The organism is Ilumatobacter sp. (genome assembly GCF_039969435.1).
In the GTDB taxonomy this organism is placed as follows: Bacteria; Actinomycetota; Acidimicrobiia; order Acidimicrobiales; family Ilumatobacteraceae; genus Ilumatobacter_A.
Genome location: NZ_JBDVNU010000037.1, coordinates 19,109 through 43,661, shown reverse-complemented (window position 1 = coordinate 43,661; position 24,553 = coordinate 19,109). Strand labels below are relative to the sequence as shown.

General features: G+C 68.4%; 25 protein-coding genes and 1 pseudogene. 18 read left to right on the top strand and 8 right to left on the bottom strand.

Annotated features, from left to right (window positions below):
* Positions 1–68 precede the first annotated feature (68 nt).
* From ABJK40_RS21030 to ABJK40_RS21005, 6 genes and pseudogenes are all read left to right on the top strand, one after another.
* Positions 69–929: a crotonase/enoyl-CoA hydratase family protein gene (locus ABJK40_RS21030; protein ID WP_348481023.1), complete on the top strand. Its 861-nt coding sequence runs from the start codon at positions 69–71 to the stop codon at positions 927–929.
* Between the two features lie 142 nt (positions 930–1,071).
* Positions 1,072–1,278: a hypothetical protein gene (locus ABJK40_RS21025; protein WP_348481024.1), complete on the top strand. Its 207-nt coding sequence runs from the start codon at positions 1,072–1,074 to the stop codon at positions 1,276–1,278.
* Positions 1,279–1,413: 135 nt separating this feature from the next.
* Complete coding sequence (locus ABJK40_RS21020) at positions 1,414–1,809, top strand: globin (RefSeq protein WP_348481025.1); 396 nt, start codon at positions 1,414–1,416, stop codon at positions 1,807–1,809.
* A 24-nt stretch (positions 1,810–1,833) separates the two neighbouring features.
* A pseudogene (locus ABJK40_RS21015) lies at positions 1,834–2,247 on the top strand (ABC transporter ATP-binding protein); the annotation flags it as partial.
* Between the two features lie 118 nt (positions 2,248–2,365).
* Positions 2,366–2,758 carry a hypothetical protein gene (locus ABJK40_RS21010; RefSeq protein ID WP_348481065.1) on the top strand — a complete coding sequence of 131 codons (393 nt, stop codon included), beginning with the start codon at positions 2,366–2,368 and terminating at the stop codon, positions 2,756–2,758.
* Positions 2,755–3,582, top strand: coding sequence for an ABC transporter permease (locus tag ABJK40_RS21005; RefSeq protein WP_348481063.1), 828 nt, complete (start codon positions 2,755–2,757; stop codon positions 3,580–3,582). The genes ABJK40_RS21010 and ABJK40_RS21005 overlap by 4 nt, the downstream gene beginning before the upstream one ends.
* Before the next feature lie 71 nt (positions 3,583–3,653).
* On the opposite strand, the gene purU is transcribed toward ABJK40_RS21005, so the two are convergent.
* The 3 genes from purU to ABJK40_RS20990 all read right to left on the bottom strand — a co-directional run bounded on the left by purU (position 3,654) and on the right by ABJK40_RS20990 (position 6,406).
* Positions 3,654–4,517 carry a formyltetrahydrofolate deformylase gene (purU, locus tag ABJK40_RS21000; protein ID WP_348481064.1) on the bottom strand — a complete coding sequence of 288 codons (864 nt, stop codon included), beginning with the start codon at positions 4,515–4,517 and terminating at the stop codon, positions 3,654–3,656.
* A gap of 77 nt (positions 4,518–4,594) precedes the next feature.
* Positions 4,595–5,386, bottom strand: coding sequence for an RNA methyltransferase (locus tag ABJK40_RS20995; protein ID WP_348481026.1), 792 nt, complete (start codon positions 5,384–5,386; stop codon positions 4,595–4,597).
* A 69-nt stretch (positions 5,387–5,455) separates the two neighbouring features.
* Positions 5,456–6,406 carry a 1,4-dihydroxy-2-naphthoyl-CoA synthase gene (locus ABJK40_RS20990; protein WP_348481027.1) on the bottom strand — a complete coding sequence of 317 codons (951 nt, stop codon included), beginning with the start codon at positions 6,404–6,406 and terminating at the stop codon, positions 5,456–5,458.
* A 57-nt stretch (positions 6,407–6,463) separates the two neighbouring features.
* On the opposite strand from ABJK40_RS20990, the gene ABJK40_RS20985 reads away from it, so the two are divergent.
* Genes ABJK40_RS20985 through ABJK40_RS20970 form a run of 4 tightly spaced genes read left to right on the top strand, consistent with a single transcriptional unit; the run spans position 6,464 to position 9,895 of the window.
* Complete coding sequence (locus tag ABJK40_RS20985) at positions 6,464–7,072, top strand: hypothetical protein (protein WP_348481028.1); 609 nt, start codon at positions 6,464–6,466, stop codon at positions 7,070–7,072.
* Positions 7,073–7,131: 59 nt separating this feature from the next.
* Complete coding sequence (locus ABJK40_RS20980) at positions 7,132–7,929, top strand: alpha/beta hydrolase (RefSeq protein WP_348481029.1); 798 nt, start codon at positions 7,132–7,134, stop codon at positions 7,927–7,929.
* Between the two features lie 3 nt (positions 7,930–7,932).
* Positions 7,933–8,685, top strand: a complete 753-nt coding sequence (gene cofE, locus ABJK40_RS20975) for a coenzyme F420-0:L-glutamate ligase (RefSeq protein WP_348481030.1) — start codon at positions 7,933–7,935, stop codon at positions 8,683–8,685.
* 16 nt (positions 8,686–8,701) lie between these two features.
* The gene (locus tag ABJK40_RS20970; RefSeq protein WP_348481031.1) at positions 8,702–9,895 is read left to right on the top strand and encodes a Fic family protein; all 1,194 of its coding nucleotides are present in this window, start codon (positions 8,702–8,704) and stop codon (positions 9,893–9,895) included.
* 76 nt (positions 9,896–9,971) lie between these two features.
* Here ABJK40_RS20970 and ABJK40_RS20965 read toward each other — a convergent pair whose 3' ends face one another.
* From ABJK40_RS20965 to ABJK40_RS20955, 3 genes are all read right to left on the bottom strand, one after another.
* On the bottom strand, positions 9,972–11,336 hold the full coding sequence (locus ABJK40_RS20965; RefSeq protein WP_348481032.1) for a M20/M25/M40 family metallo-hydrolase: 1,365 nt from the start codon (positions 11,334–11,336) through the stop codon (positions 9,972–9,974).
* 59 nt (positions 11,337–11,395) lie between these two features.
* A complete protein-coding gene (locus tag ABJK40_RS20960) occupies positions 11,396–11,980 on the bottom strand; it encodes a hypothetical protein (RefSeq protein WP_348481033.1) in 585 nt (194 codons plus the stop codon).
* Positions 11,981–12,083: 103 nt separating this feature from the next.
* Positions 12,084–14,750, bottom strand: a complete 2,667-nt coding sequence (locus ABJK40_RS20955; RefSeq protein ID WP_348481034.1) for a GNAT family N-acetyltransferase — start codon at positions 14,748–14,750, stop codon at positions 12,084–12,086.
* Between the two features lie 44 nt (positions 14,751–14,794).
* Between ABJK40_RS20955 and ABJK40_RS20950 the strand changes: the two genes are divergently transcribed.
* Positions 14,795–15,802, top strand: a complete 1,008-nt coding sequence (locus ABJK40_RS20950) for a histone deacetylase (RefSeq protein WP_348481035.1) — start codon at positions 14,795–14,797, stop codon at positions 15,800–15,802.
* 76 nt (positions 15,803–15,878) lie between these two features.
* Here ABJK40_RS20950 and ABJK40_RS20945 read toward each other — a convergent pair whose 3' ends face one another.
* On the bottom strand, positions 15,879–17,288 hold the full coding sequence (locus ABJK40_RS20945; protein WP_348481036.1) for a serine hydrolase: 1,410 nt from the start codon (positions 17,286–17,288) through the stop codon (positions 15,879–15,881).
* Between the two features lie 41 nt (positions 17,289–17,329).
* Between ABJK40_RS20945 and ABJK40_RS20940 the strand changes: the two genes are divergently transcribed.
* The 3 genes from ABJK40_RS20940 (at position 17,330) to ABJK40_RS20930 (ending at position 21,198) form a co-directional block, all read left to right on the top strand.
* Positions 17,330–18,211 (top strand): alpha/beta fold hydrolase, encoded by an 882-nt coding sequence (locus tag ABJK40_RS20940; protein ID WP_348481037.1) that lies wholly within the window; start codon positions 17,330–17,332, stop codon positions 18,209–18,211.
* A gap of 207 nt (positions 18,212–18,418) precedes the next feature.
* Positions 18,419–19,264 carry a fasciclin domain-containing protein gene (locus ABJK40_RS20935; protein WP_348510391.1) on the top strand — a complete coding sequence of 282 codons (846 nt, stop codon included), beginning with the start codon at positions 18,419–18,421 and terminating at the stop codon, positions 19,262–19,264.
* Positions 19,265–19,449: 185 nt separating this feature from the next.
* The gene (locus ABJK40_RS20930) at positions 19,450–21,198 is read left to right on the top strand and encodes a molybdopterin-dependent oxidoreductase (RefSeq protein ID WP_348481039.1); all 1,749 of its coding nucleotides are present in this window, start codon (positions 19,450–19,452) and stop codon (positions 21,196–21,198) included.
* Positions 21,199–21,229: 31 nt separating this feature from the next.
* On the opposite strand, the gene ABJK40_RS20925 is transcribed toward ABJK40_RS20930, so the two are convergent.
* Positions 21,230–21,487, bottom strand: a complete 258-nt coding sequence (locus ABJK40_RS20925; RefSeq protein WP_348481040.1) for a hypothetical protein — start codon at positions 21,485–21,487, stop codon at positions 21,230–21,232.
* Between the two features lie 15 nt (positions 21,488–21,502).
* On the opposite strand from ABJK40_RS20925, the gene ABJK40_RS20920 reads away from it, so the two are divergent.
* From ABJK40_RS20920 to ABJK40_RS20905, 4 genes are all read left to right on the top strand, one after another.
* Complete coding sequence (locus ABJK40_RS20920; RefSeq protein ID WP_348481041.1) at positions 21,503–21,835, top strand: hypothetical protein; 333 nt, start codon at positions 21,503–21,505, stop codon at positions 21,833–21,835.
* A gap of 89 nt (positions 21,836–21,924) precedes the next feature.
* Complete coding sequence (locus ABJK40_RS20915) at positions 21,925–22,503, top strand: sigma-70 family RNA polymerase sigma factor (RefSeq protein WP_348481042.1); 579 nt, start codon at positions 21,925–21,927, stop codon at positions 22,501–22,503.
* A complete protein-coding gene (locus ABJK40_RS20910; RefSeq protein WP_348481043.1) occupies positions 22,487–23,293 on the top strand; it encodes an anti-sigma factor in 807 nt (268 codons plus the stop codon). The genes ABJK40_RS20915 and ABJK40_RS20910 overlap by 17 nt, the downstream gene beginning before the upstream one ends.
* 77 nt (positions 23,294–23,370) lie before the next feature.
* Complete coding sequence (locus tag ABJK40_RS20905; protein WP_348481044.1) at positions 23,371–24,456, top strand: cupin; 1,086 nt, start codon at positions 23,371–23,373, stop codon at positions 24,454–24,456.
* The last annotated feature ends 97 nt before the right edge of the window (positions 24,457–24,553 follow it).

Below are 24,553 nucleotides of genomic sequence, written 5' to 3'. Positions count from 1 at the left end.
CGTCGCTCCGCCTCGTCGGTGGGGGCCCGGTGCCGGGCGGGAACGGACGATCTCCTACGGTCTCTCGCATGGAGTACACGCAGATCCTGTTCGATGTCACCGACCACGTGGCGACGATCACGCTGAACCGGCCCGATCGGCTCAACGCTTTCACGGGAACGATGATGAACGAGATCATCGACGCCTTCGATCACACCGATGCGGACGACGACGTCCGTGCCGTGATCGTCACCGGCGCCGGGCGTGGCTTCTGTGCCGGCGCCGACCTCGGTGGCGGAGGGGAGACGTTCGCGAAGGGTGGCAGCGACGTGCAGACCGACATCGGCGTCCCTCGCGACGGGGGAGGTCTGGTCAGCCTGCGGATCTACGACTCGAAGAAGCCCGTGATCGGTGCGATCAACGGAGCGGCCGTGGGTGTCGGTGTCACGATGACGCTGCCGATGGACATCCGCCTCGCCAGCGAACACGCCAGGTTCGGATTCGTGTTCGCTCGCCGCGGCATCGTTCCCGAAGCGTGCTCGTCGTGGTTCCTGCCACGACTGGTCGGCATCAGCCAGGCCGCCGAGTGGTGCTACTCGGGTCGAGTCTTCCCGGCCGACGAAGCACACGCGGGTGGCCTGGTGCGCAGCGTGCACGCCGCCGACGACCTGCTGCCGGCGGCACGCGCGATCGCTGCGGACATCGCCGAGAACTCGGCTCCGGTGTCGGTCGCTCTGACCCGTCAGATGCTGTGGCGGATGCTCGGAGCGAGTCATCCGATGGAAGCCCATCGCGCCGATTCACGCGGGATCGCACTGCGCGGTCCGAGCGCCGATGCCCGCGAGGGAGTCGAGAGCTTCCTGGAGAAGCGGTCGGCCTCGTACACCAACAGCGTGAGCGAGGAACTGCCCGACGTGTTCCCGGACTGGGTCGCACCGCAGTTCGAGTGAGCATTCCAGGTCGCTCTCGGGTGTGACCGTGTTCACCGTTTGGCGAGGATCTGCGGGGAAGATCCTCAAGGAACCAGACGTTGCATCCGAAGAACATTGCGAGGCGAACAATCACCTCGAACACGATCGAAGAGAGCGAAGAATGACCACCCTCCTGATGGAACAACTCGAAGCGGGCGACGTGATCGAGGTCCGCACCAAGGCCGCCCACGACGACGTGATGACCGTGCTGGTGCTCCTCGCGACGGACGATTTCGTGATTCTCGACCCGTGCGACGACTCGACGCCCTTCGTCCTCCAGGCCGACGAACTGATCGAGTACCGCAAGTTCGACGCATCGGCGATCTGATCGCCCGCCGGCGCCGTCCGTGCGCCGGATCAATCCCCCAGAATCTGTCGTCTCCCCTGCGGCAGTAACGTTGACGCCGTGTCCGACACGGTGTCTTCGTTGTTTTCCAGGGTGGCCGACGAGTCCGGTGACTCGATGGCATTCTTCGAACGACTCGTCGACGCCTTCTACGACGGGGTCGCCACCGACGACGTGCTGCTCCCGCTGTACCCGGAGCAGCCCGACCTGACGGGTGCCCGTCACCGTCTCACGGTGTTCCTCGTCCAGTACTGGGGTGGGCCCTCGACCTACATGGAGGAGCGTGGTCATCCCAAGCTGCGGATGCGGCACTTTCCGTTCCACGTCGGCCCGCTCGAACGCGACCGGTGGCTCGAGCACATGGCGGCGGCCGTCCGGATCGCCTGCGCCGAGCCGTGGGTCCCCGACGGCGTCGCGGACGAACTGATGGCGTACTTCGTGCCGTCCGCCGAACACCTGCGCAACGACACCGGACTGCCGATCTCGTCGTCCGATCCGCGCAAGTCGCAGTAGCGGGCAGGGATAGCGTCGGAGGCGATGGCTGCGCTCGAGGTCCGGGACCTGCACAAGCACTACGGAGACATCCACGCGGTCGACGGTGTGAGCTTCCGGGTCGAGCCCGGTGAGGTGTACGCCCTGCTCGGGCACAACGGGGCCGGCAAGTCCACCGCCGTCGAGATCCTCGAGGGCCACCGGACCGCGACGTCGGGTGAGGTGTCGGTCCTCGGATTCGACCCGTCCCGGGCCGACCGCGAGTTCCGCGATCGCATCGGCGTGGTGTTGCAGTCGTCGGGTGTGGAGAACGAGTTCACGGTGCGTGAAGCGATCGACCTCTACGGGAGCGTGTACCGCACTCCGCGGTCGCTCGACGAGGTGATCGGTCTCGTGGGGCTGGACGACAAGGTCGACGAGCGCATCGGATCGCTGTCCGGTGGTCAACGGAGGCGTGTCGACCTCGCGCTGGGCATCATCGGCACACCCGATGTCCTGTTCCTCGACGAGCCGACGACGGGATTCGACCCGTCGGCGCGTCGCCTCTCGTGGGACCTGATCGAACAACTCGGAGACGGTGGGACCCACCGTGCTGCTCACGACGCACTACCTCGACGAGGCCGAGCATCTGGCCGACCGGGTCGGCGTCCTGGCGAACGGCAGGATGATCGCCGAAGGAACGCCGTCGGAGCTGATCGACGGGATCAGCGGCACCGTCGTCAGCTTCCAACTGCCGCCGACGGTGGCCGCCGGCGGCGCCGCCGCGACGTTCGGGTCGATCCTCGGCCACGAGGTGAGACTGTCGGGTCGTTTCGTCGAGGCCACGGTCGACAGGTCGACGCAGATCGTCCACCGACTGACGGGCTGGGCGGTCGACAACGACATCGAACTGGAAGGCCTGTCGGTGAAGCGGGCGAGCCTCGAAGAGGTCTTCCTGCAGCTCACCGAACGGGACACGGAGGCGACGTGAACGACTTCCCGTCGACGGTCGCGTTGATCGTCCGCCAGACCCGCTACCAGATCCTCTACTTCTTCCGGGTCCCGGTGGCGCTGTTCTTCACGCTGATCCTGCCGATCGTGATGCTCGTCCTGTTCAACGCGCTGTTCGGCGACCAGTCGATCGAGGCAGGCGACGGCGAGTGGCCGATCCGCCAGTTCTACACCGGCGGTCTCGCCGCGTACACGGCGGTGTCGGCGACCTACAGCAACCTGGGCAACATGGTCCCGATCCGGCGCGACGAAGGAATCCTCAAGCGCTGGCGCAGCACGCCGCTGCCCACGTGGGCGTACCTCTCCGGCCTGATCCTCTCCTCGATCGTCATCGCCGTCGCGAGCGTGATCCTGATGCTGGTGATGGGCGTGGTGCTGTACGACCTGTCGATCGAGTGGGTGAAGATGCCGGCGGCCGCGGTCACGCTGCTCGTGGGTGTCGCGTCGTTCGCAGCACTCGGAATGGCGTTGGTGTCGGTGATCAAGACCGCCTCGTCGTCGGCGGCGATGGTCAACGCCACGATCCTTCCGCTGGCCTTCATCTCCGACGTGTTCATCGCGACCGACGACGGCGGATTCCTGCACACGGTGGCGAGCATCTTCCCGCTCAAGCCCTTCGTCAATGCGTTCCAGGACTGCTTCAACCCGTTCGTCGACGGATCCGGGTTCTCACCGGGACGCCTCGCATTCGTCGCGGCGTGGGGAGCCGTGGGGCTCCTGATCGCGATCAAGCGATTCACGTGGGAGCCGTCGGGCGCCCCCTCGCGGCGCAGCCGTCGTGCCGCCCGCTCCGCCACCGGCTGAGCTGTGCGGGCCGCGACCGAGCCGCCGCTCCGACGTCCTCGCCGGTGCGGGCGTGTGCCGGGCCGCCCGGCTCAGTTGTAGACGATGGTCTTGTTGCCGTGGGTCGCGACCCGGTGCTCGAGGTGCGCGCGGACCGCCCGGGCGAGCACGTTGGTCTCGACGTCGCGCCCGGCGGCGGTCAACTGGGCGACGGTCTCACGGTGGGTGACGTGTTGGGTGTCCTGGGAGATGATCGGCCCCTCGTCGAGTTCGGCGGTGGCGTAGTGGGCCGTGGCACCGATCAGTTTGACGCCGCGCTCGTGCGCCTGGCGGTACGGGTTGGCGCCGACGAACGCCGGCAGGAACGAGTGGTGGATGTTGATGATCCTCATCGGGAAGCGGCCGATGAAGTCGTCGCTCAGGATCTGCATGTACCGGGCCATCACGACCAGATCGACGCCGTGCTCCTCGAGCGTCGCCAGCACCTGTGCCTCCTGATCCGGCTTGGTCTCCTTGGTGACCGGGAGGTGGACGAAGGGGACGCCCATGTGCTCGGCGATGTTGCGGTGGTCGTCGTGGTTGGAGATCACGACCCGCAGGTCCATCGGGAGCTCACCGCTGCGCCAGCGGGTGAGCAGGTCGTAGAGACAGTGCGGCTGCTTGGAGCACATGATCGCCGTGGGCGTGGGCGTGGAGAGGTCGCGGAGGTCGACGGTCATGTCGAAGCGCGTCGCGACCGGTGCGAACGCGTCGAGGAACGATTCGGGCGAGGTGCCCGGGCGGACGAGGTCGAACACGAGACGCTGGAAGAACACCGATCCGTCGTCACCGACGTCAGCCTTGACGTACTGCTCGGCGTGGATGATGTTCGCGCCGTGCGCCGCGATCGCTGCGGCAGTGGCGGCGACCACCCCCTGCTGGTCCGGGCACGACAACAAGAGAACCGACGACATCAGACGTGTCTATCTCGAATGTCGTCGAGCGCCAGACGGTCGACGGGGTGGTCGAGGAAACGGCATCACGGCTCCGCGTGTCAGCGGAGCGCCCAGCAGGCGATGGCCGATGCAGCCGCAGCATTGAGCGAGTCGACGCCACCGTGCATCGGGATCTTCACCGGCGTGGCGAGCGCGAGCAGCTCGTCGGAGAGACCGGCGCGCTCGGAACCGATCAGCACGGCAGCACGTTCGCCCGGCGTCACCTCGTCGAGTGGTCGAGATCCCGGTGACGGCGTCATCGCGTACAGCTCGACGCCGTCGAGCGCACGCAGATCGCGGGCCAGGGACACGGTTCTCGCGTGCGGAAGAGCGAAGGCCGTGCCCATCGCGACGCGCAGCGACCGGCGGGCGAGCGGGTCGGCACTGGTGTGGTCCAGGATCAGACCGTCCCAACCGAGACCCGCTGCGTTGCGGATGATCGCACCCACGTTGGCGGGGTTGTCGACGGCTTCGAGGACGACGAGTCGACGGCATCGCGCGGCGAGGTCGGCAACGGTGGGCCGGGCCGGACGGTGGAAGAGCGCGATGATCGACTGCGGCATCCCGAGACCCGAGACCACCTGACGCACGTGCTCGCCCCCGGCGTAGACCGGGCACGTCAAGGCGTCGGCCACCGGTGGGATCCGGGCGATGTCGACGAGGGCGGCGACCGGTCGGCACCCGGCTCCCAGCGCCCGTTGCACCACGAGATCGCCTTCGGCGAGGAACAGTCCGGCCCCTGCATCGTCACGCTTGTCCGCCCGGCTGGCGAGGCCCCGCTCGTTCAGCCTGAACTGGGTGAAGCGTTCGTCGTCGGGGTCCTCGACGACGATCACCACGGGTTCGGACACGAGGGGAGTCTGCCAGCGAACCCCGGGACCGACCGATCTCGGGCGTACGACCGCGCGACGGTCACGCGATCAGAAGTGGTAGGGGTACGGGGACCAGTCGGGTTCGCGCTTCTCCAGGAAGCTGTCGCGACCCTCGGCGGCTTCGTCGGTGCCGTACGCGAGACGAGTGGCTTCACCCGCGAAGATCTGTTGACCGACGAGTCCGTCGTCGATCAGGTTGAACGAGTACTTCAGCATGCGTTGCGCCGTGGGGCTCTTGCGACAGATCGTGCGACCCCACTCCAACGCGACCGCCTCGAGCTGGTCGTGGGGGACCGACTTGTTGACGGCACCCATGGCGACCATGTCGTCGGCCGAGTACTCGTCACCCAGGAAGAAGATCTCCCGAGCGAACTTCTGACCGACCTGGCGGGCGAGGTAGGCCGAGCCGAAGCCACCGTCGAAACTCGCCACATCGGCGTCGGTCTGCTTGAAACGTGCGTGTTCGGTGCTGGCCAGCGTCAGGTCGGCCACGACGTGCAGCGAGTGCCCGCCGCCCGCAGCCCAGCCCGGCACGACACAGATGACCACCTTGGGCATGAACCGGATCAGCCTCTGCACCTCGAGGATGTGGAGGCGCCCCGCCCGACCCGGCTCGATCGAGTCGGCCGTGGTCCCCAACGCTCCGTCGGCGCCCTCCGGGCGGGTGTACTTGTAGCCGTCCTTGCCGCGGATGCGTTGATCGCCCCCCGAACAGAACGCCCATCCGCCGTCCCTCGGCGACGGCCCGTTGCCCGTGAGCAGGACACAGCCGACGTCGGTCGACATGCGCGCATGGTCGAGCGCCTGGAAGAGTTCGTCGACGGTGTGGGGCCGGAAGGCGTTGCGGATCTCGGGACGGTCGAACGCGATCCGCACGACCGCACCGTCTGCGCCGTCACCGATCGCCCGGTGGTAGGTGATGTCGGTGAAGTCGAAGCCGGGGACGGCCGCCCACGCCTGGGGGTCGAAGATCTCGGACACGAAGCGCTCGTCACTCATCCGGGCAGTCTGCCCGAGCGGGCGGGCTCCACGCAGATCGGGTGGTAGACCGTGGCGATGGCAGGACGGATGATCGTGGGTGCGTCGATCGTGGCCGTGCTGCTGGCCGCAGGATGTGGCAGCGACGACGATTCGACCGTCACCTCGGACTCGACGCCCGTGACCCTGGGCCGACTCGACGACCTGGTGGTCACGGTGCCGCCCGACGACTTCAGCGGTGACCCGATCCGACTGGAAGACACCGACGACGACGGCGAGGTGGAGATCGTGCAGGCAGAGATCGGCGGTGTCGACGCGAGCGGCGCGTCGACGGCCGATGCCAGCTCCGACTCGCCCGCCGACGGGACGTCCGCCGACGACCGCGCCGGATCGGAATCCGACGATGCCGGGTCGGACGACGAGGGCGCGAACCCCTTCGGTGGCGACGATCCCGAGGACGGACGGATGCCCGACGTGGTCTGCATGGGCCTCCAGGACGCACAGAACGAGATCCAGGATCGCGGCGTGTTCTTCTCCAGGAGCGTCGACGCCACCGGCGACGGTCGGCGCCAGCTCTTCGACCGCAACTGGATCGTCGTCGCACAGGACCCCGAGCCCGGTGAACCGATCGGCGAGAACGAGGCCGTGCTGTCGGTGGTGAAGACCGACGAGGACAACGACTGCTGACACCGGTGCGAGGCGCCGGGCACCTTCGACCGGTTGCGTAGCGGACTAGTTTCGGCGCCATGCCCACAGCGACCGTCAACGGCCAGCAGATCCACTACACCGACACCGGTGGAGACGGCCCGCCGGTGATCCTGTCGCACGGCTTCATGATGAGCGGAGAGATGTTCGTCCACCAGGTCGAGGCCCTGCGAGACGCCCACCGGGTGATCACGTGGGACGAGCGGGGGTTCGGCCTGACCCAGTTCGACGGCGAGCCCTTCACCTACTGGGACTCCGCTGCGGACTGCCTGGGACTGCTCGACCACCTCGGCATCGAGCGCGCCGTGCTCGGTGGAATGAGTCAGGGCGGATTCCTCTCGTTGCGCGCCGCGCTCACGGCACCCGACCGCGTCCGAGCGTTGATCCTGTTGGACACGCAGTCCGGTGGCGAGCATCCGGAGGTCATGGAGGGATACCAGCAGATGATGGACACGTGGGTCGCGGCCGGCCCCGTCGACGAACTCACCGAGATCATCGCGAACATCATCATCGCCGAGCCCGAAGCGAACGCCGAGTGGATCGCGAAGTGGAAGGAACTCGACGAGCGCGCCGGGCGGGAGGGGATGCGGGCCGCCAGTGCGTGCCTGCTCGGACGTGAGGACATCACCGATCGCCTCGGTGAGATCACGTGTCCGGCCATCGTGATCCACGGCACCGAGGACACGGCGATCACCATGGAACAGGCCGAGGCCCTCGCCGCCGGCCTGCCGGGCGCCGGCGACGTGGTGAAGGTCGGTGGCGCTCACGCCGCCAACCTCACCAACCCCGGCCCGGTCAACGCGGCGATCGTCGACTTCCTCTCCGGCTTGGACACCTGAGCGATGGCGCGACTGAGCGTGTTCGGCATCGACGGTCTCCCCGAGATCACCCCGGGCATGGATCTCGCCGAGATGATCCACGACGCAGCCGGTGACCAGGGCGATGCGTTGCAGGACGGTGACATCGTGCTCGTGACGTCGAAGATCGTGTCGAAGGCCGAGGACTGCATCGTCGAACTCGACGACGTCGAGCCGTCCGATTTCGCCACTCGCTGGTCGCTGAAGTGGGACAAGGATCCCCGTGTCACCGAAGTGGTGCTGCGCGAGTCGAAGCGCGTGATCCGTCAGATCGGTCCGGTGCTCATCACCGAGACGCACCACGGCTTCTGCTGCGCGAACTCCGGGGTGGACCAGTCGTCGAGTGGGGCCCACGGTCGGATCCTCACGCTGCCCGTCGACCCCGATGCGACGTGTCGCGCCCAGCGTGAACGATTCGCGGAGTTGGGCGTCGACGTGGCCGTGATCATGACCGACACGTTCGGGAGACCGTGGCGGGAGGGCCAGACCGACATCGCGATCGGAATCGCCGGGATGCACCCACTGTTCAGCTACATCGGTCAGCACGATCCCCACGGGCACGAGTTCCGGGTGCAGGAGATCTGCACCGCCGACGAACTCGCCGGAGCGAGTGAACTCGTCAAGGGGAACACGAGCCGAGTGCCCGTGGCCGTGGTGCGCGGATTCGAGTGGGAGGCGGACGACGACGCGTCGATGGCGCCGGTCCTGCGCGACTCCGAGAGGGACCTCTTCCGTTGAGCGGAGGTGGTGGGTGATGGCCCGCGACACGGCATGGCCGGCGGTCACCTTCGAGCGTCTCAGCTGGCTGATCGAACAGGGCGGCGACGAACGCCGGTCGGCCGGCAAGCACCGGTACGACTCGGCGATCGTTCCCGAGATCGGCGACGCCTCGATGCTGTTGCCGTCCGAGGTCGCGTTGATCTCCGAGGACGTCCGCACGGCGATCGCGGCATTCGACCTGCGCGTCGGCGATGCCCTCGCTCCGCTCGAGTCGCTGCTCGTGCGGATCGAGTCGTCGGCGTCGTCGCGTATCGAGAACGTCGCTGCACCGGTGCCCGACCTGTTGATCGGCGAGGTCGACAGCGACCAGGGCCGTTCGGTCGCTGACGTGATCGGCAACGTGGGTGCCACCAGCGTGGCGATCGACCTCTCCCACGACATCACCCCCGACACCATCCTGGGCATCCACCGTGCTCTGCTGCGTGACACGCACCCGGTGTTGGCCGGTCGGTGGCGCAACGAGACGGTGTGGATCGGCAGCTATTCGGCCGGGCCGCCCGACGCCGAATTCGTGCCGCCGGCGGTCCCGCGCATCCTCGACTCGATCGAAGACCTGTGCAACTTCATCGACCGTACGGACATGCCCGTGTTCATCCAGGCGATGGTGATGCATGCGCAGTTCGAGACGATCCACCCGTTTCCCGACGGCAACGGCCGCGTCGGACGTGCGCTGATCCACGCACTGCTGCGACGGGACGGTCTGACGAAGTCGGCCACGCTGCCGATCTCGGCGGGCATCGTGTCCCAGAAGCACCGCTACATCGAGGCACTCACCGAGTACCGCCATGGCGACTTCGTCCCGATCATCGAACTCGGAGCCGACGCCACGTTCGCGGCTCTGCGCAACGCCAGCCACCTGTTCGACGACGTGGTGAAGATCAAGGAGTTGTGGGACGAGCGGATCGAGGACCTACGCGCCGACGCGGTGGCGCATCGTGTCGTGGCTGCGCTGTTGGCGCACCCGGTCGTGGACAGCTCGATGCTGGAGCCGTTGGTCGATGCGACCAGGTCGACGATCACGTCGGCCCTCACGGACCTGGCGCGCCGCGGTGTGCTGTCGGCGATCGAGCGCGCGGGCCGCGGGCCGCAGCGGTTCGTCGCGCACGACGTGGTGCGGGCGCTGGACGCGTTCACGAGCCGTTCCATCAACCCGTTCGGCCGTCACTGACACGCCGAGGAGCCCGCGTGGCGACGTCCGAGTCGACGCATCGATCGTGGGCGGCGGCACCGTTCGCGGCCGAGGGTCAACCGAGCAGGTCGGTGGCGATGCCGTGGAAGTACCGGGCCGACAGGCCGAGCGACTCGATGTCGATGCGTTCGTCGTTGCCGTGGAAGCGAGACCCGAACGTGGCGAAGTCCATCGATCGCGAGAAGAGGCCGGTTCCGTAGGCGGTGGTGCCGCGCTCGCGGTAGAAGCGGGCGTCGGTTCCACCCACGACGAGTCCCGGGACGAGCTTGGCGCCGGGGTAGGCGACCTGCGTGTGGGTCCTGACCGACTCCCACAGCGGGTTGCTCGGCCCGAACGGCGACGCCGTGGGATTCGAGTTCTGCAACTCGCTGACCTCGACATGATCGAACAGGTCGCCGAGCGCGGCGCGGAGGTGGCCGATCACGTCGTCCTTCGTCGTGCCCGGCACCGTGCGGATGTCCACCTCCACGTCGATCGTGTCGGGGATCATGTTCGTCTTCTGCCCACCGTGCGCGACGTTGGGCGAGAACGTGGTGTGCGTGCACGCGTGGCAGGTGCGCGCCTGGGGGATCGGCATCGAGTCGAGCGTCGACCAGATGGACGCCGGGTCCATCAGACCGTCGCGTTGCTCGTCGGTCAGGCGCATCGACGCCACCTGCGCACCCCACACCTCGTCGAGGTGCGGCGCGGGTCGGTACTCGCTCAGCCTGCGCACCACCTCGGCGGCCTTGATCAGTGCGTTGTCGGCGCCGAACGGCATCGACCCGTGCCCGGGGGTGCCCTTCACCCGCAGACGTCGCCACGCCAGACCCTTCTCGGCCACGTTCACGGTGACCTGGCGATCGCCGTCAGGGCCCTCGTGGGACCAACCGCCGAGTTCGGTCAGCACGTAGTCGGCCTTCATCGCATCCCAGTGGTGCTCGGCCATCCACTCCGCTCCCCACACGCCGCCTGCCTCCTCGTCGGCGACGCCGAAGTAGATCAGGTCGCCCTTCGGGGTGAACCCGGAGTCGGCGAGCGCCCGGAACGCCACCGCCATCGACGACGTCAGGTTGAGCATGTCGATCGCCCCGCGACCCCACACCTCGTCGAGTCCGTCGGCGTTGCGGATCACCTGGCCGCCGAAGGGGTCGTTGCTCCAGCCGGCCTCGTTGACCGGCACCACGTCCGTGTGGCCCATCAGGCACAGCGACGGAGCATCGGGGTCCGAGCCGGCGATCCGGGCGATCATCGACGAGCGTCCGTCGCGTGGGGTGAACGTCTCGATGTCGACCCCGATGCCCTCGAGGTACGAGACGAGCGTGTCGCAGTTGCGGGTCTCTCCGCCGGTGTCGCCCGTGCCGTCGTTGACGCACTCGTTGCGGATCAACGCCTGCAGCAACTCGGTGGTCGGCCCCTCGAACTCTTCGGCGGTGGTCATGGAGGCACCATAACGAACCCGCCCGAGGCGGTGACGTCGTCGTCCGCGTGCGGCTCGGATCAGCCGAGCGGGTCGGGTCGACCGATTCCCGTGGTGACGGCGTGCCACACCTGGTCGACCTGAGCCGCGCCGAGGGGGCCGGGCGGGAGCGCGACCAGCCACTCGACGAGGCGCTGACCCTCGACCGCCACGAGGCCGGGTGCCACGTCGATGCCGGCCGGGAGTTCGGGTTGCGGCACGCCCCAGTGCACGCGCACGAGCGTCCGACAGTCGGACCCGACGCGAGACGCCACGTCGGCGACAGCTCCCCGTGCGATCGCGGCGTCGGCGACGAGCCGGGCTGCGGGGAGGGACGAGGGTTCGGTCGGGCGATCCGTGGTCACCGACTCGATCGCCAGGACGCCATTGGGGCCGATCACCACGTGGTCGACGGCGCCGAACTGCTTCGGGCCGATCTCGTAGACGACCCGCCACGGCGGCGACGCGAGTCCGCGTAGCCGAGCGGCGGTGAGTCGTGCGCCGGGAATCGGGCGGCTCTCGGAGTCGACCGTCATGTCCTTCATCGTGCGGCGGTACCAGACGAAGAACCCGACGAGCGCTGCGACCGACAGCACGAACGGAATCAGGACGCCGGGTTCGAACACGCCACCATTCCACCATCTCGGCGCCGACGGTTGACGGATCGGCACGCCGGCCGGAGGGGGAGCGGGAGAAGGTCGGGGGGCCGACGTCGAACCGCGCCGGTGATCAGTCGAGGGTCCGCAGCGGGCCGTCTCCGTCAGGCCGGTCGCGCAGCGTGATCGCCGCGTCCGTCACGAGTGCGCCGTCGGCCGACACGACCACCGGGTTCAGGTCGAGTTCGTCGATGTCGCGCTGCTCGGCGCCGAGCTGTGCCGCCTGCACGATGACGTCGACGAGAGGGGAGGAGTCGAACCCGGCGAGTTTCAGTGCTTCGCCCACCTTGGTCTCGGTCAACATCGCCAGCGCGCTCGCGGGCGAGAGCGGAGCGATCCTGCTCGACCGGTCGTCGATCAGGTCGGCGTCGATGCCGCCGTACCCGACGTTCACGATCACGCCGAGGCGGTCGTCGTGTTGGCACTGGACCCGCACGTCGATGCCCGGAGCGATCATCTGCTGCACCACGACGACGTCGGCGTCGTCGCCGAGTGAGGCCCTCATCGTGGCGACGGCGTCGGTGACGTCGTCGGCGTCGGCGAGATCGAGGGCGATCCCCGCCTCGGCGGATCGACCGCGGCCGCGGCGGCGAGCCTTGACCGCCACCGGGTAGCCGAGTCGATCGGCGGTGTCGGCCGCTGCATCGTGGGACGACGAGGCCGTCGGCGGCATCGCGATGCCGTAGGAGTCGAGCAGCGCGACCGCCGCGTCGACCCCGACCGACACCGCCGGCGTCGATGCGGGGGCTTCGCTCGACTCGGTGCGATCAGCCCCGCCGTCGACGCGTTCGGCCAGGAGCGTCGAGATCAGTTCCGCTGCACGTCGTGGGTCCACCGGGCGGCTCTCGATCGGGCCCGAAACGGCCTCGTTCGCCAACCACCGTCCGTAGAGGAACGATCCGGACAGCGCTTCGGCGGCCTGTTCGGGAAACGCGAATCCGGGGACCGTCGAGCCGGGAGCCACCGGTCCATCGGTCGAGCCGATCAGCACGGCGACGACGGGCTTGGAGGCGCCGGCGGCTGCGGTGTCGACGGTTGCCCCCATCGCGTCGGCATGCGACGGCAGGGGCGGAGCGAAGATCACCATCACTCCGTCGATGTCGGGTCGTTCGAGGGTCGCCGTGATGGCCCGGTGGTAGTCGTCCCCGTCGGCGCGCCAGTCGAGGCCGGTGTCGGCGAGACTCGCACTCAGTCCGGCGCGGTTCAACGCCGCCACAGCGAACGTGCCGGGGCTGGTCGAGTTGGTGACCACGGCGATGTGCGGACCGTGCAGGACGGGTTGAGCGTCGAGCAGTCGACACGTGTCGAGCAACGCCTGCACGGTCGGGACCTCGATCAGCCCGGCCTGCTTGTAGAGAGCGGCTCCGAGTTGGCCGTCGGCGGCGGCGCCGGTTCGCACGGCGACGATCGGCTTGGTGCGCGACACGCGTCGGGCGATCCGTGCGAACTTGCGGGCGTTGCCGAACGTCTCGGTGTAGAGCCCGATCACGTTCGTGTTCTGGTCGTCCTCCCAGAACTGCAGCAGGTCGTTGGCCGAGACGTCGGACTTGTCGCCGAGCGACACGAACCAGCTCACCCCGAGTTCGAGATCGGCTGCTCGCCGCAACAGCGACGCTGCCAGCGTTCCCGACTGCATCGAGATGGCGACGCCTCCGGGTGGGAGGGTCACCTCGACCAGCGCCGCTTGAAGGCGCCCCTCCTCGTGCAGGCCGGCCACGCCCATGCTCGACGGGCCGATCAGTCGCAGACCGCTGCGACGAGAGCGGGCGACGAGTGCCGGGAGGTCGATGACGGTCGATTCGTGATCGCCGGCGGAGTCGACGGTGGTGACCACCACGGCACCGCGCATCCGTTTGGCGATGCACGCGTCGATCGTCGACTCGAGCGACCGCGTGGGCACGGCGATGATCGCGAGCGACACGTCGTCCGGCAGGTCGGCCACGGACCCGTAGCAGCGGCGCCCGTCGAGATCTTCGAGTCGCGGGTTGACCGGATGGACCGGCACCGTCACGCTGGATCGGACGTGGCGCCACAGCAGGCTGCCGACCGATCCTTCGGTGTCGGAGGCGCCGACGACCGCGACCGCACGCGGGAGCAGGATGCGCGCCACCGCCCGCGAGTCGGCCCGCTGCTCACGTCGCTCGACGGTGTCGATGAACTCGTCGGTCGTGGCGAGCTCCCAGTCGAGGTCGACCACGCCCGACTCGAAGCGGCGTTGCAACGGCCATCCGGCCTTCGCGAACACGGCGAGCATCCCGCGGTTGTCGCTCAGCACCTCGGCGGTGAAGCGCTCGATGCCGTTGGTGCGTGCGATCGCTGCCAGGTGCTCCAGCATCAGTGTGGCGATGCCGCGACCGTGGTGTTCGTCGTCGACCATGAACGCGGCCTCGGCCTCGTCTCGTCCCGCCCACCGCTCGTAGCTGCTCCACGCGACGAACTCGTCGCGCACCTCGACGGCCAGAGCGACCCGGTCGACCATGTCGACCCTGGTGAAGTGGTCGAGTTCCTTGGAGGTGAGCGACGGTTTGGGCGAGAAGAATCGTCGGTACAGGCTGTCGGGAGCCTGGCGCTCGTGGAATGCGAGCAGGGCAGGCTGATCGGCGGGGACGAGGGGACGGATGAAGGCGGTCTCCCCGTCGCCGAGGACGACCGTGGTCGCCCATCGGCTGCGTTGTTCGACGGGGGGCGAGATGTTCCGGGGTCCGGTGTCGCTGGGTGAACTGTCGCTCGCCTCGGTCACCGCACCAGCATGGCAGGCACGGAGTCGGACCGTACGATGAGGACGTGGAACGACCGATTGCAGTGTTCGCCGCGGCCGACCTCGACGAACACGCGACTCCGAGCGGTCACCCCGAACGCCAGGGTCGACTCGACGCATCGCTCGCCGGGGTTCCGGCTGCCGCACTCGACGACGCGGTCCGCTACGTCCGACCTCGCGAGGCATCGGTCGACGAACTCACGCGCGTTCACGACGTCGCGCTCGTCGAGAAGATCCGGGCGTTCTGCGAGGACGGTGGGGGAAGCATTGACGGCGACACGTTCGTCGTCCCCGGGTCGTGGGGCACCGCACGTCGCGCAGCCGGGGCCGTGCTCGATGCGGTCGACGCGCTCGAGTCCGGCGACGCCGACGTCGCGTTCGCTGCGAGTCGGCCGCCCGGCCACCACGCCGAGGCGGCTACCTCGATGGGCTTCTGCCTGTTCAACAACGTCGCCGTCGCTGCGGCCGCGCTGGTCGATCGCGGCGAGCGTGTCGCCATCGTCGACTGGGACGTCCATCACGGCAACGGCACGCAGGACATCTTCTACGACGACCCGAACGTGCTCTACGTCTCGACGCACCAGTCGCCGCTCTATCCGGGGACCGGTCGCCTCACCGAGACCGGCGGTGAGGCTGCACCGTTCACCAACCTCAACCTGCCGTTCCCGCCCGGAACGCGCGGCGACGTGTTCCGGCGTGCCTTCGACGAGGTGATCACGCCGGTGGTCGAACGATTCGCTCCCACGTGGATGCTCATCTCGGCCGGTTTCGACGCTCATCGCAACGACCCGCTCGCATCGCTGCAACTCAGTTCCGCCGATTACGCCGACCTCGCCGTGAGGTTGCAGCGACTCGTCCCCGAGCGTCGGACCGTCGTCGCCCTCGAGGGTGGGTACGACTTCGAGGCGCTCACGATGTCGACGGGCGCCACGTTGAGCGCCCTGATCGGCGAGAACTACCGACCCGAGGAGGCGACGTCGGGCGAGATCGGCGAACCCGTCATCACGGCCGCCCGTCAACTCTGGGATCTCTGAACGCTCGCAGGTCCGGCAGCGAGCGCCGGCGGCGACTCACGCGGATCGACCGAATGCGTCGAAACCCGGGTCTGCGTCACGGGGTGCGACCGGGTCGAGCGCTGCCGATCCCGAGGTCGGTCGCGATGGCGGGCACGATGATGTCGCACACGTCGCCACCCGTGCTCACCGTGTTCCCGGCGATGGTCGCCGACACCACCGTGTCGCCCCCGTCGAGCACCCAGATGCACGACTTGGCGCCGTCGACCGTGCCCGTGTGGCCCCATCCGTACTGGTCGGTGAACACGCCGGGAGGCTGCAGGACCCAGAGGTCGGTGGGCGTCAGGCGGCCGAACGCGAGCGCGGTGTCATCGGTCGACACGACCACCGTCCCGGCGCCGCCGAGTCGGGAGAGCCGCTCGACGCCCTCCGAATGCGGCACGTCGCCGAGCTGGAGTCCACCGGACGTGAGGTGCACCCCGCCTGCGCCGACCGGGTCGAAGACGAGCTGTTGCAGAGCCTGGTCCAGGGGCAGGCCGGTGCGCTGCTCGACGAGCAGACCCAGCAGGCAGTAGTTGCCGTTCGAGTACACCCAGGTGCCGCGGTGACCCTGCGGCGGCGGGGTCAGCAACGACGGCACGTGGTCGCGGCACCCACCCTCGCCCGTGAACCACGAGGACCGGGCCGTGGGGAGACCGCTGGTGTGATCGAGCAGTTCGCGCACGGTCACGTCGTTCCACGCCGGATTCGGCGAGAGACCGATGTCGCCCCACGGAACGGGACCGTATGCGTCGATCCGGCCCTGCTCGTGGAGGCGCGCGACGGCGAGCGCCACGACGAGTTTGCTGACGCTCGCCACCACCATCGGGGAGTCCCCGGTGGCGGGCTGTCCGTCGATGGTCTGCCCCGACGCCCGGCTGAACACGATCTGGCCCCCACGTGTGATCGTCATCGACGCGCCGGGGGCGCGCGCGAGGCGATCGAACGCAGCGTTCGATGCGTGCAGGAACGGGTCCGACAGCACACGGTCCGGGGGAGGGGGGAGTGGGAGCGTGATCGTCGCGGCGACGGTCGTCGTCGGGACGGTGGTGACCGTGGCGGCGATGGTGGTCGTCGACGCGACCGGTGGGACGGTCGTGGTCGACGTGATGGTCGTCGAGGTGGTCGTCGAGGCGGTCGGCCGACCGGTGGTCGAGGGAGCCGTCGAGGCGGCCACCGTCGTCGTGACGGATGTCGCGTCCGGGTCGGGTTCGGCGGCGGTGTCGCCGGGTCGTCGGGACGAGGGTTCCTCGGACGGAGCGGAGACGTCGGAACCCGGCGCCGATGCGGAGACGTCGGGAGCCGGTGCCGGCCGGGTGTCGGTCGATGGGTCACGGGCGGCGACGGGGACGGCCACGTCGTCCGTCGCGGTCCCGCAGGCGGTGACCGACAGCACTGCGGTGACGAGGCACGTGCCCACGCTGAGCCCGGGCGCATCCGGACACCGCATCGTCAGCCGCCACCCCACGGCCGGATCGTACTCGTGGCTCATGGGGTACGGTCCGCGCCGTGACGAGAGGAATCGGTCCGCGGATGGTGGCGACGGCCGTCGCCGTCGCGATCGTCGCCGTCGCATGCGGCGGATCCGACACGACGGAACGGACAGAACCTGGAGGAGCGATGAGAATCGAATACGGCGACCACCCCGATGCCTTCGGCGACCTGTGGTTGCCCGACCCGTCCGACGCCGGCTCGCCGGCGCCGGTCGTGGTGTTGATCCACGGTGGTTTCTGGCGGGACGGCTTCTTCCTCGACCTGATGGATCCTCTGATCCCGTCGCTGCTGGAGCGGGGCGTCGCCGTGTGGAACATCGAGTACCGCCGCGTCGGTGCGGGTGGCGGACATCCCGAGACCTTCGAGGACGTCGCGTCCGCCGTCGACCACCTGGCGCGAATGTCCGACGACGTCGCCGGGAGTCTCGACCTCGCACGGATCGCGGTGGTGGGGCACTCCGCCGGCGGCCACCTGGCGGCGTGGGCGGCGGGTCGGTCGTCGCTGGCTGCCGGCGCGGTCGGCGCCGACCCTGTCGTCCGGCCCGTCCTCGCCGTGTCGCAGGCGGGGGTGCTCGACCTCGTCGGATGTGCGGAGCAGGGCGTGGGCGGTGCAGCCTGCGTCGACCTCGTCGGGGTCCGTCCCAGCGCCGACCCCGAGCGCTACGACACCACGTCGCCGACGGAGATGGTGCCGTTCGATGCCATGGTGGTGGCGGTCCACGGAGAACTCGACCGCATCGTGCCGCCGAGTCAGTCGGTCACGTTCGTCGAGCGGGCGACCGCAGCCGGGATGGATGCGACCTACCTCCCGATCCCCGACGCCGACCACTTCTCGAACCTGGACCCGCGACACCCGGCGTGGATCGCCGTGCTCGGATCACTCGCCGAGAACCTCTGAGAGTGTCGAAGAGTGGGCGGACAGTGCTGAAATTGGGACTGATGTGACGAGGAGAAGCGCGTTGTGTGCGATTTGTGTGACAGACGTCTCCCGTCAAGTTCTCGGTCATGACGGTTTAGGCGGGGTGGGGCGGGGAAAGATGACGACGTTGCGGAATATCGCAGCAGCGTGACACAACCCCCACATCGAAAGCGAGAACACCTTCTCATGAAGAACCGCAAGAACATCTCGAAGATCGCCGTCCTCGGCGCAACCATCGCTCTGACCGCGGCCGCCTGCGGCTCCGACGACGCCGAGACGCCCGTCGAAGACGACACCGTCACGACCGACGCCATGGAAGACCCGGCCACCACCGACGCCATGGAGGACCCGGCCACGACCGACGCCATGGAAGACCCGGCCACCACCGACGCCATGGAAGACCCCGCTACCACCGACGCCATGGAAGAAGACGGCGCGATGGAAGACCCGGCCACGACCGACGCCATGGAAGAAGACGGCGCGATGGAAGACCCGGCCACGACCGACGCCATGGAAGAAGACGGCGCGATGGAAGAGGGCGCTGCTCTCGAGCCGTCGGGCGACCTGTGCGCAGCCGTTCCGGCTGACGGCGAGGGTTCCTTCGCCGGCATGACCGACGACCCGGCCGCCACGGCTGCGTCGAACAACCCGGCTCTGTCCACGCTCGTCGCAGCGGTGACCGAAGCCGGCCTGGTCGACACCCTCAACTCGGACGGCCCGTTCACGATCTTCGCCCCGGCGAACCCCGCGTTCGAAGCCTTCTCGCAGGAGGAGCTCGACGCTCTTCTCGCCGACACCGAGACGCTGACCTCCGTCCTGACGCTCCACGTCGTGGCCGGCGAGCAGCTCTCGAGCGCCGACCTCGCCGAGCTGGACTCGGTCACCACGGTCAACGGTGCGGACATCACCATCGAGGCCGCTGAGGACGGCAGCATCTCGGTGAACGGTCAGGCGACCGTCGGTTGTGCCGACGTCCAGACGGCCAACGCCACGGTGCACATCATCGACGCCGTGTTGATGCCCAGCGCCTGAGCACACAGACAACGAACACCCTCGACGACTGATCACCGCCCGCCGGTGAACTGATCCGAACGAACGAGCGTCGCACCTTCGGGTGCGGCGCTCGTTCGCGTCGTCCGACGCCTCTGAGCTGGGAAAACATCGTCACGCGACCGTCATGGGTGATCTGATCGAGCAGCGGGTACGAACTACGGACCATGGACACCACCACGAACGAACCCAGCGTCGGCGACAGCAGCCGACCCGCTGGGCAGCGCGATTCCACGGCGCGCGTTGCAGCGCGCCGAGTCGCTGCCGAGATCACCGACATCCGCAACCTGGTCGGAATCGTGGTCGGGCTCGTCGCCGCCGCGTTCGCGCTGGGCGTGGCCGAGATGCTCGCCGGCATCGTGTCGACGTGGAAGTCGCCGATCATCGACGTGGGGGACCGCTTCATCGAGCTGGTTCCCCCCTTCGTGAAGGACATCGCGATCGAACTGTTCGGCACCAACGACAAGGTGGCGCTGGTCGTCGGCATCGGCGTCCTGCTGGCGATCTACGGCGCTGTGATCGGCGCCCTCTCGTTCCGCCGTGACGTACGCATCGGCCTCGTCGGTTTTGCCCTGTTCGGTCTGATCGGCTTCGTCGCCGTCGTGACGAAGGCGACCGACCCGGGCATCCTGGCCACCACGCCGATCGTCGGCGGAACCCTGCTGGGAGCCACGGTGTTCTACCTCGCTCACCGGTTCATCACCGCTGACGCCGGTGCGCACGGTGATCACGACACGAGCGAGGCGGACGAGATCTCCGCCGGCGACCCGTCGAACGGCGACAGCGACGCCGATTCCGCCTCGAACGCCGACACCGAGGTCGCCGGTTCGACACGCCGTCAGGTCCTCGTGCGCAGCGGCGGCGTCGTTGCGGTGCTGGCACTCGCCGGTGGCGGAACGGCCGCGTTCGGCCGCAGGCTCCGGAGCCGCTTCAGTGCGGCCGACTCCCGTCGTGACCTCCGGTTGCCGGTGGCGGCCGAACCGCTCGCCGAGGCCCCGGACGCCGTCACGGTCGACGTCGACAACATGTCGGACTTCTACACACCGAACGAGACCTTCTACCGCATCGACACCGCACTCACGGTGCCTCAGCTGCGCACCGAGGACTACAACCTCACCGTGTCCGGGATGGTGGACAACACGATCAACCTCTCGTTCGACGACCTCGTCCAGCGCAACGTCCAGGAGTACGACATCACCCTCACCTGCGTGTCGAACACGGTCGGCGGCAACCTGATCGGCAACGCTCGTTGGCTCGGGGTGCGACTCGACGAGCTGCTCGAGGAAGCCGGAGTCTCACCGGATGCGACCCAGGTCGTCGGTCGCTCGATCGACGGGTACACGTGCGGGTTCCCGATCGAGGCGGCGACCGACGGACGCAACGCTCTGGTCGCGTTCGGGATGAACGGTGAACCGCTGCCGCTCGAACACGGTTTCCCCGTCCGTCTGATCGTGCCGGGTCTCTACGGCTACATCTCGGCGACCAAGTGGCTGACCGAGATCGAACTGACCACGTTCGAGGACTTCGAGTCGTACTGGGTGCCTCGCGGATACGCGGATCGTGCGCCGATCAAGATCCAGAGCCGGATCGACACCGTCGACGGACTCGGCACCCTCGAGCGCGACGCCGACGGCGTCGCGGCGATCGGTGGCGTGGCATGGGCGCAGACGCGTGGGATCAGCGCCGTCGAGGTGAAGATCGACGACGGCGAGTGGGAGCCTGCGGAGCTGGGCGAAGCGCTCAACGACGACACGTGGCGCCAGTGGGCGTACCGCTGGACTCCCGCCTCGGAAGGACGTTCGTCGATCACGACGCGTGCGATCGACGGCAACGGTGAGGTGCAGACCGACGAGCGCGTCGAGCCGCTGCCCAACGGCGCCTCGGGGCACCACCAGATCGTCGTGTTCATCGCCTGACCACACTCGTCGTCTGTCGACCACGATGTGATCACAATTTCCCGAATGGTGTGATCCACGGTGGTTCGGCGTGCGAACGACAGTCGTGACTCGCCGACTCAGCCCCCGACATCGCAGGACCCGCCTGGGTGTCGACGTGGGCCGTGCCGGCGGGTTCTACGAGCAGTGCGACCACCGTGATCCGAGTGATCGCCGCCGGGACGGCGCTCCGGGTGAGCACGGCGTCGGAGTCCTTCCCGGCTCGCTGGTGGCACGGGGTCTCGTCGGTCGACCCGGCGTCGTCGCTCATGCGACTCTGCGGTCGATGGCCGGATCCGATCGCGTGAGCGACTTCGACGCACGGATCGTGTCGGTCGCCGACCTGCTCGGCGAGATCCGTCTCGACGCCACGGCCGACCTCATCCTGTGGCACGGCCCCGACGGACGTCAGACCGCGACTCCGATCGCCAGGCTCCTCGCCGGCGCCGGCGCCCACCTGGTCCTCGGCGGTGACGAGAACGTGCGGCCGCAGTGGTCGCAACCGTTGGTCCTCCGTGCCGAGGGGCTGCCCGGTGACAGGGAGATCGAGGTCGTGGCCCTGGCAGCGACGACCTTCGCCGAGTTCGTCGGCGTGAGCTCCGATCGAAGCGCGTCATGAGCCTCGCCTTCCAGGCACACCCACTTCCGTGGTGGGACATGTCAAGATGGCTTCCGTTCCGGGTTTCCGCCCGCCAGAATGTCGTCTTCGTGTCCGAACCCGTCCCAGCACTCGACCTCGCACTGAATCGGGCGTTCGCACGTGTCCAGCGTGGCGACCAGCAGGCGTTCGCCGTCGTGTACGACGAACTGGCGCCGAAGATCTTCGGTGTGGTCAAACGGGTACTACGTGACCCGGCCATGTCCGAGGAGGTCACCCAGGAGGTCTTCGTCGAGATCTGGCAGCAAGCAGGACGTTTCGACTCGAGCCGAGCCAGCCTCGCGACCTGGGCACTGACCATGGCGCGACGCCGCGCCGTCGACAGGGTGCGCAAGGAGCAGTCACAGCGCAATCGTGTCGAAGCGCTCGCCGGCCAACGCGGTGAGGCGTCGATCGAGCCGGGCCAGACCGTCATCGACGAGATGGAAGCCGGAGCGGTGCGAGACGTGCTGCTCCAGTTGCCGCAAGACCAACGAGACGTTCTGGTCCTGTCGTTCCTCGAAGGAATGGCGCACGGCGACATCGCCGACCGACTGGACCTGCCGCTCGGAACCGTGAAGGGACGGGTCCGCGGAGGACTCAAGAAGCTTCGAGCCGGATTGGAGGCCCGCGATGAACGATCGAACTGACGAACGAATCGACGAGTTGATCGCGCTCGCCGCTCTCGGCGAACTGACCGAGTCCGACGAGATCGAACTCGATGCGTTGCTCTCCGAGGACGTCGACCTCGTCGGCGAGGTCGACGACGCCGTGCACACCGCAGCGCTCCTGCAGCAAGCGGTCGCCGAGGCACCGCCCGCACACCTCCGGGCATCGGTGCTCGATGCCATCGCCACGACGCCGCAGATCACCGGCGACGGTGGGGCCGGACTCCTCTCCGACGGCATCGGCTCCGCCGACGAGCCCGAGGTCGCCGAACCCGTGCTGGCCGAACCATCGGTGGGTGCGGCGGTCGTCGACCTGAACGCTCGGCGTCGCAATCGATGGGTTCCAGCGCTGAGCGCCGCTGCAGCGATGATCATGTTGGCCGGGATCGGCATCGTGGTGGTCGGTGGCGACTCCGGTTCCGACGGCGATCGCCTCGCCCAGGTCGAGAACGTCGTCGGTTCCGACGATGCGGTCGCGAGGGAGCTGGAAGGCACGCTCGCCGGCAACGTCACGGTCGTGTACTCACCCGGCGAGGAGGCGATCGTGATCGACGCCAGCGGCCTGCCCGTCCTCGGCGACGACCGTGCCTTCGTGCTCTGGTTCGTCGACGACGATGGGGCGACCCCCGTGCAGATCTTCCAGCCCGACGCCTCTGGCGACGTGCTGGTGCGCGTGGACGACGTCGACCCGACCGACTTCGTGCTCGGCATCACCGAGGAAGACGCCGACGGAGCCGAGACGCCGACGCTCCCGATCCTCGCCTCCGCCTGAATCATCCAAACGGTGTCAATCATCCAAACGGTGTCAGACACCGTTTGGATGATCGACAGCGCAGGCAGACTGCGGTGGTGTTGAGGACCGTGATCGAGTGCATCGACCTCGACGCCGAGATGGAGTTCTTCGTCGAATCCGTCGGTTGTCGCATCCACGTCGTCAGTCCGGCCGACGATCCTCGCCGGGTGGTCCTGCACCACGGTGAACGTGATGCTCTCGAACTGATCCGGTCCGACGTCGATCGACCTACTCGCCTCGTGGCGGAGGGGGAGTTCGAGTCGGACCGGAACCTCACGAGCCCCGGTGGCACCACGGTCACGGTGCGGCCCCGAGGAGGTTCGGTGGCGCAGGTCGTCGGTGCGGACATGAAGGTGCCCGACGGCGTCGCATCGCTGTCGATCGTCGAGGCGTCGGACGGTTCGTTCGGCGTGGGGCGTGCGGGGATGGAATATTGCGACCTGCTGCCCGACCGATGGGGCGGACGCTTCATCGCCAGCCACATCCGGATCGTCGACGGCGGCGACGTGGCCGACTGGGTCCACTTCCATCGCATCCGCTTCCAGATGATCTACGTCGCCGCAGGGTGGGTCGACGTGGTCTACGAGGGCCAGGGTGAGCCCTTCCGGATGGAGGCGGGTGACTGTGTGCTGCAGCCACCCGAGATCCGCCACCGGGTCCTGCGCAGTTCCCCCGGCTTCGAGGTGATCGAGATCGGATGCCCCGCCGAACACGACACCGTCGCCGATCACGAACTCGACCTCCCGACGGAGGCGATCGAACCCCTCCGCGACTTCTCCGGTCAGCGCTTCGTGCGGCACGTGGCGAGCGCGGCGACCACGACCGCGTGGGTGGAGCCCTCCATGGCGGCACGGGACACCGGCATCGATGCGGCCACCGGCGGACTCGCGGGAGCGGTGGTCGTCGGCCCCTCGTCGTCCGCTGTCGACACGCCCTCGGTGCTGACCCACCACGGCGAGTTCGTGCTCGTCGTCGGCCTGAGCGGCGACGCAACGCTCGACGTCGACGGACGAGTGTGCGAGCTGTCGCCGCTGGGGGCCATGGCGCTTCCGGCCGGGACACGCTGGACGTGGACGTCTCGCAGCCACGACCACTCGGCGCTCGTCGTGTCGCTGCCGGCCGACGCGATCGCCGTGGTCTGACACCGACGGGGGATCTCACGGCCCGGATGCGGCGCGAGGTGTGACATGTGGCTACGTTGGCCGCACGGCGCGAGGGGCGCGACCGTCTCGGATGAAT

Bases quoted from the DNA above. Each gene is read 5' to 3' on its own strand.
- ABJK40_RS20980 (WP_348481029.1), top strand. From the start codon at position 7,132: ATGCCCACAGCGACCGTCAACGGCCAGCAGATCCACTACACCGACACC.
- ABJK40_RS21025 (WP_348481024.1), top strand. From the start codon at position 1,072: ATGACCACCCTCCTGATGGAACAACTCGAAGCGGGCGACGTGATCGAG.
- ABJK40_RS20925 (WP_348481040.1), bottom strand. From the start codon at position 21,487: ATGAGCGACGACGCCGGGTCGACCGACGAGACCCCGTGCCACCAGCGA.
- ABJK40_RS20910 (WP_348481043.1), top strand. From the start codon at position 22,487: ATGAACGATCGAACTGACGAACGAATCGACGAGTTGATCGCGCTCGCC.
- ABJK40_RS20965 (WP_348481032.1), bottom strand. From the start codon at position 11,336: ATGACCACCGCCGAAGAGTTCGAGGGGCCGACCACCGAGTTGCTGCAG.
- ABJK40_RS20920 (WP_348481041.1), top strand. From the start codon at position 21,503: ATGGCCGGATCCGATCGCGTGAGCGACTTCGACGCACGGATCGTGTCG.
- ABJK40_RS20990 (WP_348481027.1), bottom strand. From the start codon at position 6,406: ATGAGTGACGAGCGCTTCGTGTCCGAGATCTTCGACCCCCAGGCGTGG.
- ABJK40_RS20970 (WP_348481031.1), top strand. From the start codon at position 8,702: ATGGCCCGCGACACGGCATGGCCGGCGGTCACCTTCGAGCGTCTCAGC.
- ABJK40_RS20985 (WP_348481028.1), top strand. From the start codon at position 6,464: ATGGCAGGACGGATGATCGTGGGTGCGTCGATCGTGGCCGTGCTGCTG.
- ABJK40_RS21030 (WP_348481023.1), top strand. From the start codon at position 69: ATGGAGTACACGCAGATCCTGTTCGATGTCACCGACCACGTGGCGACG.
- ABJK40_RS21020 (WP_348481025.1), top strand. From the start codon at position 1,414: ATGGCATTCTTCGAACGACTCGTCGACGCCTTCTACGACGGGGTCGCC.
- ABJK40_RS20930 (WP_348481039.1), top strand. From the start codon at position 19,450: ATGGACACCACCACGAACGAACCCAGCGTCGGCGACAGCAGCCGACCC.
- cofE (WP_348481030.1), top strand. From the start codon at position 7,933: ATGGCGCGACTGAGCGTGTTCGGCATCGACGGTCTCCCCGAGATCACC.
- ABJK40_RS20935 (WP_348510391.1), top strand. From the start codon at position 18,419: ATGAAGAACCGCAAGAACATCTCGAAGATCGCCGTCCTCGGCGCAACC.